The organism is Paenibacillus odorifer, assembly GCF_000758725.1.
In the GTDB taxonomy this organism is placed as follows: Bacteria; Bacillota; Bacilli; order Paenibacillales; family Paenibacillaceae; genus Paenibacillus_AQ; species Paenibacillus_AQ odorifer.
In genome coordinates this window covers 4669989-4683774 of record NZ_CP009428.1, presented here as the reverse complement: position 1 = coordinate 4683774, position 13786 = coordinate 4669989, and the positions used below count along the sequence as shown (strand labels likewise).

Here is a 13786-nt window from a genome sequence, read left to right as displayed (position 1 = left end):
TCGGGGGTTTTTGGTCTCTTATCGAGGGTTTGTATCGACAAGGAGAATGAAATTATGAGTAATGTTACAGCATCATCATCAACTAAGGTTGGCAGTACACCAGCGCTACGCAGTGGATTTTGGCTCGTTGTGATTGGTGCAGCATTATGGGGCGTTGATCCGCTCTTTCGTATCATCCTGTTAAAATCTTTGACCTCATCGCAAATTGTTCTTCTGGAGCATGTGGTGCTTTTCTTGGCTGCTTCACCTGTTCTTTGGCGTCACCGGGCGGAGCTTAAAGGAATTGGATTTCGCCAGATTGGTGCTTTATTGATTGTTTCATGGGGAGGTTCTGCCGGGGCGACGATCCTATTTACGATGGCACTTTCCAGTGGGGATTTGAATGCGGTGCTGTTACTGCAAAAGCTTCAGCCGATATTCGCGATTGGTCTCGCTGCTTTAATTCTTAAAGAACGTTTGCCTAAAAATTTCGGACCACTCATTGTGTTGGCACTGGTAGGAACCTATCTGCTGACCTTTGGCTGGAGTATCCCTTTCGGACATGTGAATAACTTTATTGGGGTTAGCAGTCTGATGGCCTTGGGAGCAGCTGCACTGTGGGGGGGATCGACAGTCATGGGACGTTATCTGCTCGGTTCTATGAAATATGAGACAGTGACTTCGCTGCGCTTTATCCTTGCGCTTCCTTTACTTTTCGTTATCACTACGCTAGAAGGTGCCCCGTGGCAGATTCATGGCGGGTTTGGTGCATCGGCAGCTATTGCGGTTAATCTATTGCTGCAAGCTTTGCTGCCAGGACTTCTTAGTATGTTGTTGTATTACAAAGGACTTAGCACGACCAAAGCTTCCTTCGCCACATTGGCTGAACTCAGCTTTCCTATGACGGGAGTAATCATCAACTGGATTGTGTTCCAACAGCTGGTCACTATCCCGCAGATTCTCGGATTTGCCTTGATCTGGGTCGCTTTATTCTTTTTATCTAATCAACAGTCCAAACCACAAACGCTCTGAGCAGATTGAAGTGGAATGGTTCTACCTATATAAAGATGATTCGAAGCCGTATGGCTTTCGGATCATCTTTTTTTGTATGTGATTTTACTCCTTGCTTAGATCAAATCGACTGCAAAAACTGCTGAAATGTTTCTAACGTAACATATAGCAGAATTAATAAAGCGTTTACAATTAGGAAGTGCACAAAATGACTGTGCCGCTGAGTACATAATCCATGATTAAATTATTTAGGAGGAAGCAGACATTGAAGAAATCATTTGTATTATTTATGATTCTGACCTTTCTTATTTCCCCTTTTACGTTTGGGCAGTCTGCTCAAGCGGCAGGAGATGAGAATATTGCCCTAGGAAAGCCTGCTATATCCGATAGTGAGCTTGCAGGGTATGAAGCGGGTAACGCAGTAGATTCCGATGAATGGAACACACATTGGACGGCGAATGACGGGAGCTTTCCTCATTGGCTGGAAGTTGATTTGCTAGGAGCATATGACTTGTCAGGTGCAACCGTCATCTGGAATGCATGGAGTTACATTAATCAATATACGATTGAAGTATCACGTGATCATAAGGTATGGACAACAGTTGTGGACAAAAGTCAGAGCAGCAGTGTAGAGCAAACTCAGTACAATGCTTTCAAGCTGCGGAATGTTTCTTATGTAAGGGTCAACCTGACCGGCATCAACGGCGGAAAATGGGCAGCCATTAATGATCTGAAGGTCTGGGGTGTTCCCGCAGACAGCGCGCCGCATGAGCCGGCACAGGGTGAAATACAAACTGTACTGCCAGTACGGTTGGACACGGAAATTGGGCAAGCCCCTGAGCTTCCAAGTGTTGTAACTGTGGTATATAGCAATTCTGACACGGAGGATGCTCAGGTTGCTTGGGATGTGATCCCACCAGCAGAGTATTCCCGTCCCGGAACATTTACAGTAAGCGGTTCTATTTCTGGTACTGTGCAGAAGCCAGTCGCGAAGGTAACAGTAGTAGGTGACAGCAGCACTCCTATTGTCGGATTTGAGAGCATAAATGTCAGCACAATTACGGATGTGCCTGCTTTATTGCCATCAGCGGTAACTGCTATATACGAAGATGGTTCAAGCAACCAGCTGCCTGTAACCTGGGATGACCTTACTGAAGCGGAGTATGCGGTTGAAGGAACTTACAGCGTAATGGGGGAAGTTGCAGGGTCAGACCTACAACCCACAGCTGATATTCAGGTTACTCCGCTTGTGCTGCAATCCGGGTTCATAAAAGGTGCAGACATTTCTACACTGGAAGCGATTGAGGATGCCGGTGGAAAGTATTACGACAATGGAGTAGAAAAGGATTTGCTGGATATTCTTAAAAGCCGGGGTGTAAATTACATTCGGCTGCGTTTATGGAATGATCCTCAGGAAGCTGGCGGCTATAATGACCGTGAGCATGTTGTGGAAATGGCGCAGCGTGTCAAAGCTAAAGGCTTTAAGCTGTTGCTTGATTTCCACTACTCTGATTTCTGGGCTGATCCCGGAAAGCAAAACAAGCCGGGAGCATGGGCGGATTACTCCTATGATGAATTGAAGCAAGCGGTATATGACTATACCAAAGATGTTATGGATGAGCTAAAGGAAAAGGGAGCTTCACCCGATATGGTCCAAATCGGAAATGAGATTAATGGGGGCTTGTTATGGCCTGACGGCAAATCCTATGATCAAGAGAATGCTTTTGAGAAGGTTGTTCCGCTTCTGGAGAGCGGAATGAAGGGAGTTAGAGACAGCCAGGGTGCAGATCAGGATATCAAAATTATGATCCATCTTGCTGAAGGTGGCAAAAATGATATGTTTCGTTGGTTCTTTGACGAATTAACGAAGCGGAATCTTGATTATGACGTGATCGGCGCGTCCTTTTATCCGTATTGGAGCGGAACTATGGATAGCCTGCAGTTTAACTTGGACGATATCTCTAAACGATATGGTAAAGAAGTGATTGTGACGGAAACCGCATATCCTTACACGCTGGAGGACGGCGACAACTTTGAGAATAACATCGCCCGCCAAGATCAGCTAGACGGCAGTGGCTTCCCAGCTACGGTTGCAGGTCAAATGGCTGAGGTCAAAACAGTAATGAATGTATTGTCCAAAGTACCCGATGGTAAAGGAACAGGCTTGTTCTATTGGGAACCAGCTTGGATTCCAGTGCAAGGTGTAGGCTGGAAGGTAGGCGAAGGAAATGCTTGGGAGAATCAGGCAATGTTCGATTTTGCAGGGAATGCACTCTCTTCATTAAATGTCTTCAAAACCCCGGTGGCCGGTGAGGGGGGCGAAGAGGAACCCGGAACGGAAGGGAATCCCGGCACTGGTGAGGAACCCGGAACGGGAGGGAATCCCGGCACTGGCGGGGAACCCGGAACGGGAGGGAATCCCGGCACTGGTGAGGAACCCGGAACGGGAGGGAATCCTGGCACTGGCGAGAAACCCGGAACGGGAGGGAATCCCGGCACTGGTGGGGAACCCGGAACAGGAGTTAATCCTGATCCTGTCATCACGGTCAGAGATTCAAGCGTTGTAAATTCAGCAAATAAAGCAGTGGTCGAACATACAGCGGCAGGACAACTTCAGGTGAAGGCACAAGCAGGAATTTCCGGCATAGCTGATATCACGCTAAGTATAGAGGATATCAATAAGGCGCTGTCGACGCTTCCGGCGGATGAAAAACTGATTATTTCTGTTCTGCCATCGACGGGAGAGCTTAAGGGAGCAGTCGTTCATCTTCCGTTGAGTTCTATACTAGAGCAGGGCAAACATCCTCAAATAGTAATTGTATATGGTGCGGCATCTGTTACGGTTTCTACGGAAGCTAGTGCAGGAATTATAAAGACGGGAGCTAAGGAACTAACGCTCTCACTGGTTCAGGTAGCTACGCCAACCTTGCCTTCACCATTGGCAACTGGAGCAAAAGACTACCCGGCCTATAACATCCATGTGTCAGTAGACGGGACTTCTATCGATGTTTTCAAAAAAGGAGCAATATCGGTAGCCTTCCACTACAAGCTGAAGCTCGGGGAGCAGAGCCAGCGGATTGCTGTTTATTCGATACTTGCTGATGGAAAACTCGAAGTTATCAAAGCTGTGCGGTACAACCCAACAGCGGAACAGATTGTGTTTAATCCAAGTCATTTCAGCATTTATGCTGCGGGGTACGCAGAGGTGGGGTACACAGATTTAAAAGCAGCAGATTGGGCCACGTTAGCGATTGAATCCTTGACGGCTAAAGGGATCGTGCAAGGAATAGGAAACGGGATCTTTAATCCGCAAGGGGAGGTTACACGCGCTGAATTTGTCAGCATGCTGCTGTCCGCGCTGGAGCTAAAAGCAGAAAGAGGAACAGGCAGTTTTAAAGATGTGAACCTTGATGCGTGGTATAGCTCTGTTGTGATTACTGCTGGGAAATTGGGTGTTGTACAAGGACATGCGGATGGCACCTTTGGCCCGAATGATAAATTGTCCCGTGAAGAAATGGCAGCTATTTCGTATCGTGCGCTTAAGTTGGTGGAGAAAGTGAACGATCAGACGGATGTGAACGTTATTTCTTTTAAAGATAAAGACCTGATCTCGATGTATGCCAGTGAAGGGATAACAGCGCTTGCGCAGGCTGGGATTATCAATGGATTCGAAGATGGCAATTTCCGCCCGCAAGCCCATACAACACGCGCTGAAGCAGCTTACATCATACTCAATCTTTTGCAGCAATAATAGGCAGACAGGCAATAACTGTGCTCGAAAAGGCAGTTAGGGCCTGTCTTTACCACATTTTTTAGATATTTATCTTTTCGCAAGTAGGGATTGTTTGTACAATAGGGGCTATGACATTTGAGCCGGAGAGTGAAGGAACGTGTATAGATATAATTTATTTACCAAAATCGTGAGTATCATGGTCATTATGCTGATCCCGATAACCATCCTTTACTTCTATTCCAATAAAACGACCACGGATGTGCTGCGTACGGAGTTAAATACTTCGAATAATAATCAGCTTAGTTTTTTTCAGAATCAGGTAGAAAGTAATATGGAGTTATTGTCCTCGTGGCCGATTCTGCTGATCCATGATCCTGATATCCTTAGCCTTAAGGATACTTATCTGGAAAAAGGGCGTTTGAATCTGGATACGATAAACCTGATCAAACGGATTCAGACCAAAATCAGCATTCAAGAAAGCTCCTCCAATTGGAAAAGTAAGCTGTATTTATACTCCCCATCCATTCACCGTATGGTATCTGAAAATGATGCGAAATTATACGAAGATGAGGATCTGAAGCGGGAAGTGAAGTCGGGCTGGCATGTGGAGAAGATTGAAGGGCAGGAGGGTGACCGCTTCGTATTCTCGTGGTTCTCTTTTACACCTTTTATGTCAGAATTCGCTCCGGAAAAAGTCAAAACGATTATGAAGGTAGAGTTCGACAGCCGGAACATAGAAGATATGCTGGATAAATTCAAGAGTGATGGCAGAAGAGATCCTTTTTATTATAAGCAGGGAACAGGACTTATTTTTAACCGCAGTGCCGACAAGGTGTTAGCCAAAGAATTGGTAGACAGGCTGGAAGAGACCCAACTGAAGCCTAGTGAGAATCGCACGGTCAAAATAGAAGGTGAATCCTACAGTGTAAATATCGTCTATTCGGACAAAATGGGCTGGTATTTGATCGACTATATGCCGCTAACTGAAATCTTACATCCGATCCTGACCTCTAATCGTTTATTTTATTTTGCGATCAGTGCTTTGTTGTTAATGAGCTGTCTCGTAGCTTATCTGTTATATGTTCAAGTGCAGGTACCTATAAGGTTATTGGTTGGAGGCTTTCAACGGTTGAAGCAAGGGGACTATTCTACGCGAGTGGAGATTAAAGGGAAGAATGAATTCAGCTTCCTGTCCGGCCGGTTTAACAGTATGGTAGAACAGATTCAGATGCTGATCGAGAATGTGCTGATGGAGAAAATCCACGTTCGCGAAGCCCGCTTAAAGCAGCTTCAATCACAGATTAATCCACATTTTTTCTATAATTGCTTCTCCTTTATTACAAGTATGGCGAAGCTCGATAATATGGGTGCGGTCGTTGGAATGTCGCATAATTTGTCCCGATATTACAGATACACCACTCGTCAGGAACGTGATTTGGTTGCGCTGTCTGAAGAGGTGGAATTTGTGAATCATTATCTGGAGATCCAGAAGATGAGGATGAGCAGACTTCGTTATGAGATCAATATCCCACCGCAAATGCGCAAAAGAGAGCTTCCGCCGCTCGTACTGCAGCCTCTGGTGGAGAATGCGGTTATACATGGAATTGAGCCCATCGCCAAAGAGGGACTGGTGCGGATTACGGGTTCATGTGTAGGCAGAGAAATGACGCTTACGGTTGAGGACGATGGTCAGGGAATGACGCCAGAGGGAATTATAGAACTGGAAAATAAACTAAGCAGGGCGATGGATGAAGAAATGGGCTGCGGTTTATGGAATGTGCATCAGAGAATGCGGCTGCGTTTTGGGGAGACGTCTGGTTTGCGCATCTCGCCTTCTCCACTCGGAGGGTTACAGGTGACACTGCAGTGGTTGCTGCCCTACACAGACAATGAAATGGAATGACATCTAGGAGGGGAAAGAATGATAGAGCTGTTGTTAGTTGATGATGAGCCCTATGTTACGGAAAGTTTAGCCCGTACTATTCCATGGGCTGAAATCGGGGTGAAGCAGGTGCATCAAGCGGCATCGGGTGCTGAAGCTCTGCAAATTATGGAACAGCAGGCTATAGATATTATGGTTACTGATATTTCAATGCCAGGAATGACTGGCCTGCAATTAATCGAAGCCGTAGGCGAGAAATGGCCAAATATTCGGTCCATTTTATTGACGGGTTATTCCGATTTTCAATATGCGAAAAAAGCTATTCAACTGCAGGCATTTGATTATATTTTGAAGCCGGTAAGTGATGATGAGTTTATCAAAAGCGTATCCGGTGCGATTGAATCTTTGAAAGATGAATGGGAAGCCCATGATAGATATCATTTGCTGCTGTATAATCGCAAAGCCGATTACAGTGTTTTGCGGGCTAATCTGATGCACGAATTGCTTCTCGGCAGGGTGCTGTCCGAGCGGACGCTGGCCATTAAGCTGAAGGAATATGAAATCTCCTTCCAGCCGGACGCTGAAGCGGCGATGCTGCTGATTCAGCTTGGTAAACATTATGCCGCCATGGATCACCATTCGGTTTCTCTAATGGAATATGCGATCGGTAACATTGCCGAGGAGCTTTTTAAGGAGCAGTTCCATGTCTGGTTCTGCAAAGCGCCGCATGATTGCTTGATTCTGCTTGTTGAATTAAAGCCGGCAGTTCAGCAGAGATTGGAGCAAATGGCTAACTATGAAGCTGCAAGGCAGCAAGTCCTAAAAGCGGTGATCGCGAATTTCCAAATTAGTGTAAGCAATTACCTCAAGGGTGAGATTTCACTGATTGTAACGGAGTGGTTCACCTTTCCAGAGGGGATGACGGCTGCCTATCGAAGCGGCCTTAGCTCGATGTATTTGGCAGCACATGATGAATCCAGTTCCGTGCTGTTTTTGGATGATCGCCAGCATCAGGAGACGATGAGCATCAAATCGCTCGAATGTCTTTATCGTCCACCTACACTCATTCATCTGCTGGAATCCAAACAATGGGATACAGCAAGGCAAAAAATTGCTGACGTGTTCCGGGATATGGAGAATGCACGGTTTTCTAGTGAACATCTGTACGAGGTCTTTCTATCGATAACGAATGCATTTATGTATATAGCGCATAAGAGTGGCCAGTTCATCTCCAAGATTGACCAATACGCTTTAGATCCGTTGTTGACGCAGAGTATTATTGTTTCTTTTGATAAGCTTAAAGAATGGGCGTTTGATATGCTCGATAAGCTTCAGAAGGAGCTATCCGAAAGCGATCAGAATACGAAAAGTTATATTATCAAGCAGGTCCATGAGCTGGTAGGAAACCATTCGGGTCATGAGCTGTCCGTCAAAACCATTGCCGATCATGTATATTTGCATCCTGTCTACTTGTCCAAGATTTATAAGGCTGAGACTGGGGAAGGGCTTGGGGACTATATTATTCGGATGCGGATGGAACGGGCACTTTATCTGCTTAAAAATACGAATAAAAAAATCTATGAAATCACCTCTGAGCTTGGATATCAAAATCCGCAATATTTCAGTAAGATGTTCAAAAAACACTACCATATGACACCAAATGAATTCCGGGACGGATAGAGGTTGAGAAAGGTGCAGAAACCTTGTTTAAATGACGTATTCGGGCTTAGAATCGTTCCCTATAATTAAATTGTAACCAACACTTATGGAATCCAAGGGGGAACAAAATGAGCGCGATGAAGAGAAAAAGATGGCTGCCGCTCCTGTGTATGAGCATGCTTTTGGCGGGTAGCCTTGCGGGCTGTTCAGGCAATAACGCTGCTAATAGTAAAGACACTGCTGGAGATAAAACAGCTGGTGAAGCGACTGCAAATACAGCTTCCAATTCTGAAAACGCCTACAAGGATAAATACGATCCTGAGGTGACATTTACAACCGCATGGGGCGTGGACCCTGAGCTTAAATTCAAAAACGGTGAAAGCATTGAGAATAACGTGGCTACAAAATGGGCTAAAGAAAAATTCGGCATCAACATTAAGTCCCTTTGGTCCATCACAGATACGAACGGCGCATTTGGTACGAAGCTGCGTTTATCCATGTCTTCAGGTCAGGACATGCCTGATGTCGTAACCATCGGTACAGCCGACAACACAATTGCACAGGATTTGATCGATTCCGGCATGTATGCTGATGTAGGAACTTTGTTTGATAAATATGCTTCAGATACATGGAAAGAAGCGATGGCACAGGATCCTAACGTTTGGAACCAATACAGCCGTGATGGAAAAAGAATGGGTCTGCCTGTTCTCGATTATGCATATAACCATGATTACATTCTGTGGATCCGCCAAGATTGGCTGGATAAGCTGAATATGCAAGCACCGAAGACGATCGATGAGCTGGAAAAAGTGATGGATGCGTTCAAGAATCAGAACCCTGATGGCTTGGCACCAGACAAGGTAACTCCACTTAGTATCGGCTTTAAAACAACGATGAACACTTGGATGGGCGACCCTTCTTGGATCTTTGGTGCTTACGGAACCTTGCCACAGCAATGGAATCTAGATGCTGATGGTAAATTAGAATACGGCTCTGTAAATGCTGGCATGAAGCAAGGGCTCGAAAAACTGAAGGAATGGTTGGCGAAAGGTTATATTCCTCAGGAAGCAGCTCTTTGGGATGAGAACAAAACTGCCGAACCAGCAGTTGCAGGTACAGCAGGGATTCTCCCGGGTCCTTACTGGATGAGCGGCTGGCCGCTTCAGGATACCGTGAAGAACTCTCCAGATGCAGTATGGGCTCCAATTGAAATTCCAGCGGGTCCGGATGGAAAGGTTATGCGTCATGGCACACAATTCACTAACGGTGTAACTTTGATCAGCACGAAAATGAAAAATCCAGAAGCCTTCTTTACTTATCAAAACTATCTGTTCGATAACTTTGCTAATCCAACGCCAGGCAGTGAACTGGATAACGGTCTTTTTGCAGGATACGACTATGAGCTAGACGCGAACGGCAAGATGATTGAAAATGATAAAATTGCTGGCGGTTATGTGAATAGTGTTCGTTATATGCTGGTTCGTGACGGTGCCCGGATCCCGGATGCCCAAATGAAAGCACTCCTTAACCTGGCAGATGGCGCAGAGCCAACAACCCGTCTGGAGAAGGACGTAGCTGTGAATTATGGTAAAGACACCCCTGCGGCTGCAAAAGTTCTGCTGGCGCAAGAGGATAAATCTTTTAAGAATATGTTCACAGGTCCTACGACCGAAACTATGAAATCGAAGATGGACTATCTGAACAAAATTGAGAACCAAACGTTTAATGAAATCATCTATGGCAACAAACCGCTGGATGCATTTGATTCCTTTGTAGCGACCTGGAAATCAGGTGGTGGCGATCAAATCACTAAAGAAGTTAACGAATGGTATGACAGCGTAAAATAAGGTTTGGATTAAGTTTGACTAGTAAAAAGCAGTAAACGGGACCATCTCTTCAGCCGTAGCATTAGGCTTTAGGGAGGGTCCCTGTTTGCGTTTGAAGTCCTCTTTTTTCAATGTGATAAAGAGATTGCTTTTGTACCATATATATTGGTTTTGCTCGCTATTTGAGGAATTCGGGCGTTGCTATAATTTGAGTATGGTTACAGAAGAACTTGACACGATATGGGGGACCAAGGATGAGAACACTAAAAAAAACATGGCCTTTTCACTTGATGTTATTGCCGGCGATGATATTCCTGATCATCTTCAGCTTTATTCCAATGGGCGGGATTGTGATGGCATTTCAGGATTATAAGCCATGGCTGAAAATTTCAGGCTCGGCATGGGTTGGATTGGACAATTTCCGTTATCTATTTGAACGTAATGACAGTATGCAGGTCATTTGGAATACATTGATTATTGCTGTTCTAAAAATGATTTTCAATCTGGCTGTACCGTTTGTATTCGCCATTTTGTTAAATGAGATTCGCAAGGTATACATACAGCGTACTATTCAGACACTGGTATACTTGCCTCACTTTTTATCTTGGGTTATTCTCGGCGGGATCTTGCTGGATTTGCTTGCTACAGATGGTTTTGTCAATCAGATCTTAGGCAGCATGGGCTTCAAACCAATCTTTTTCTTAGGCGACAACAACTGGTTCCGGTTCACAGTTATTCTCACAGATGTGTGGAAGGAATTTGGTTATAATACGATCGTTTTCTTAGCTGCTCTAGCAGGAATCAATCCATCATTATATGAAGCTGCTGAAATAGACGGCGCTAACCGCTGGAAGCAGACACGTTTTATCACAATGCCATCTCTATTGCCAATGGTTGTGGTGGTAGGTACCTTGGCTCTCGGAAATGTATTAAACGCAGGGTTTGACCAGATTTTTAACCTCTACAATCCACTGGTCTATCAGAAAGGCGATATTATTGATACCTTCGTGTACCGCACGGCTATTCTGAATGGTGAGATGGGCTTTGGTACGGCAATCGGACTGTTTAAGTCGGCCATCAGTATGATCCTAATTCTCGTCTCGTACAGTTTGGCTAAGAAGTGGGCAGGATATCGCATTTTCTAATCTACCAAAGGAAGAGGGAGACAACTTATGTATTACAAAACAAGAGGTTATCGTATATTCAACGTGTTTAATACTTGCTTTCTAATCCTGCTCGCACTGATGTGTATTGTACCTTTGATTCACGTGCTGGCTGTATCCTTTAGCGCGAAGTCGGCAGCGGATGCCAATTTGGTAGGGTTATGGCCAAAGCAGTTCTCTCTGGAAGCTTATAAAAAGACAATAAACAATCCAATCTTTCTACACTCCATCTGGGTATCTGTTCAAAGAACCATACTCGGGACTGGACTTACACTTTTAATTACTTTTCTGGCAGCCTATCCGTTGTCCAAAGAAAACTCAGCCTTCAAGGGCCGTAATGTCTACTCTTGGTTGTTCGTTTTCAGTATGGTGTTCAACGGTGGATTGATTCCATTTTACATTGTGATTCAAAAGATCGGTTTGATGGATTCCTTCTGGGTACTTGTTCTGCCAGGTGCGGTAAATACGTTCTTGGTGATTCTGATGCTGAACTTCTTCCGTGGTATTCCAAAAGATCTGGAGGAGGCCTCGCTAATAGACGGAGCCGGACATTTCCGTACGTTGTTCAGTATTTACTTGCCGATTTCTCTGCCGTCGATCGCTACGATTGCCTTGTTCAGCATGGTATTTCATTGGAACTCCTGGTTCGATGGACTATTGTATTTGAATAATTCCAAACAATTTCCACTGGCGACATTCCTGCAGACGGTTATCATTCAACGGGATATGAGCTCCATGAGCATCAATCCAAAGGAAATGGAGCTGATCTCGCAGACGACGGTGAGAGCCGCGCAAATATTTATCGGAGCCGCTCCAATTTTGATCGTATATCCTTTCCTGCAAAAATATTTTGTTAAAGGGATGACACTTGGTTCTGTAAAGGAGTAGCAATGATGACAACTACATTTATCAATGGAATGGATATTTCGTTTCTGGATGAAATTGAACAGGCACGGTATGTTGGATTACTTGCGATCTAACTGATGAATTGGCAGAAACAAGAAGACAGCTTAAGGTTAATTACCTTGAGCTGTCTTCTTTTTAATTTCCAGAAGAAGGATTGGCCTTTCCTGATACCTATAAACAAGCAACATTTCAGTATTTCAGGAAATTGATTCAGAGCAGCAAGAGTAAAAATAAGGCTTTACTCCCATACTACCGTTATCTTGGACCTGAGCTTCACCATAACCTTTAGGAGGAATGCGGATGAAACAACATTCTGCTCCCACCATCTATATACAGCTTAAAAATCGGGTGATGGTTCCCAAGGGTAAAGGTGTCACATTGGGTGATATTGCTTTTTTGATAGCGGAGCCTGAGCTGAAAGAGTCGTTGGAGACAATTCTCTTAATGAAGCCGGAGCAAAGTGACGGCAATCTGATTTTGATTGATCTGTTGATGGTTATCCCCCGGATATATGAACTTATACCGAATGCAGACATTGAACCGATCGGTGAAGGGAGGACGATTGTACAGATTGAGAGTCAGGTGGAGAGACGGAAACCTTCGGTGGCGATGTTTGTTTTAGTGTGGCTGCTGCTTTTCTTTGGGTCTGCTCTGACGATTATGAACTTTCATGCTGATGTAAATATGCTGGAGGTACAAATTCGAATTGTGGAGATGCTAACGGGTCATCGGGATGAGCATCCCTATATATTTCAGATTGCTTATTCTCTGGGCATCGGGTTTGGGATGGTCATTTTTTTCAACCATTTATTTAAAAAGAAGTGGAACGAGGAGCCTACTCCGCTGGAAGTGGAAATGTATCTGTATCAGAAGAACATCGACCAATATGTCATCAATGAGGAATACAGCAAGATGAGGCGCCGAAGTGAAAACCAATCTGAGAATACGGAGGACTGAAGATGACGGCACCCATAGCACTGGGACTAAATTTGCTGCTGGGCATTGCGGGTGGTATTGCTGTAGGCGGCGGAGTGATCGCTCTATTTGTTGTGCTCGATATGGTGCCGCGTCTGGCGCAATTAACCTCTTCTTACGATAAAGTTCATTGGTACGAAGGCGCGATGGTAGGTGGATCTTTAGTAGGTACTGTTAGTGATTTTTGGAATTGGAAAATTACCTCAGGTCCTCTAGTTGAACTTGGTGTAGGACTATTTGATGGGATTTTTGTCGGGATGCTCGCTGCAGCATTGACCGAGGTATTAAATGTGCTGCCGATACTCGCTAAACGCTTGAATATGACACATTATCTATTCGGTCTGTTAATGGCGATGGTGAGTGGGAAGGTCGCGGGTTCTTTGTTCGACTGGTTTGTATACCGACAGTAAACAGGGGGTTAGGAAATGAGCAAGTTTATTCACAGCGGTGATTCTGCACCGGAAGACGATCATCTGGAAGATAATGCTGCAGCTGCTGCAGCAATGAAGACAACTGCAGCGGATCTAGTTGCAGATCACACAGAACCTGTAGGAGCTTCAGCTATCGGGGAAAGTGAAGATTCAGCGGAAAATTCTACAACAACTGAAACTAGCCAAGACCAGGAGGATGCAGAGGCGTCAGCTGAATTAGG

General features: G+C 44.9%; 9 protein-coding genes. All 9 read left to right on the top strand.

Annotation, left to right across the window (positions count from 1 at the left end; genetic code table 11):
- Positions 1-54: 54 nt before the first annotated feature.
- Entirely contained in the window at positions 55-1011 is a 957-nt protein-coding gene (locus PODO_RS20470) for a DMT family transporter (protein ID WP_038572457.1), read from the top strand.
- 244 nt (positions 1012-1255) lie between these two features.
- On the top strand, positions 1256-4741 hold the full coding sequence (locus PODO_RS30660) for a glycosyl hydrolase 53 family protein (RefSeq protein ID WP_169744789.1): 3486 nt from the start codon (positions 1256-1258) through the stop codon (positions 4739-4741).
- Positions 4742-4919: 178 nt separating this feature from the next.
- Positions 4920-6626 (top strand): sensor histidine kinase, encoded by a 1707-nt coding sequence (locus tag PODO_RS20460; protein ID WP_244886528.1) that lies wholly within the window; start codon positions 4920-4922, stop codon positions 6624-6626.
- Positions 6627-6644: 18 nt separating this feature from the next.
- A complete protein-coding gene (locus PODO_RS20455) occupies positions 6645-8285 on the top strand; it encodes a response regulator (protein ID WP_038572455.1) in 1641 nt (546 codons plus the stop codon).
- Between the two features lie 107 nt (positions 8286-8392).
- Positions 8393-10111 carry a type 2 periplasmic-binding domain-containing protein gene (locus PODO_RS20450; protein WP_038572454.1) on the top strand — a complete coding sequence of 573 codons (1719 nt, stop codon included), beginning with the start codon at positions 8393-8395 and terminating at the stop codon, positions 10109-10111.
- 233 nt (positions 10112-10344) lie between these two features.
- Positions 10345-11235 (top strand): ABC transporter permease, encoded by an 891-nt coding sequence (locus PODO_RS20445; RefSeq protein ID WP_036676126.1) that lies wholly within the window; start codon positions 10345-10347, stop codon positions 11233-11235.
- A 27-nt stretch (positions 11236-11262) separates the two neighbouring features.
- Positions 11263-12141, top strand: a complete 879-nt coding sequence (locus tag PODO_RS20440; RefSeq protein WP_036676128.1) for a carbohydrate ABC transporter permease — start codon at positions 11263-11265, stop codon at positions 12139-12141.
- A 318-nt stretch (positions 12142-12459) separates the two neighbouring features.
- Positions 12460-13116, top strand: a complete 657-nt coding sequence (locus PODO_RS20435) for a stage V sporulation protein AA (RefSeq protein WP_036676129.1) — start codon at positions 12460-12462, stop codon at positions 13114-13116.
- A gap of 2 nt (positions 13117-13118) precedes the next feature.
- Positions 13119-13544, top strand: a complete 426-nt coding sequence (locus tag PODO_RS20430; RefSeq protein WP_036676132.1) for a stage V sporulation protein AB — start codon at positions 13119-13121, stop codon at positions 13542-13544.
- The last annotated feature ends 242 nt before the right edge of the window (positions 13545-13786 follow it).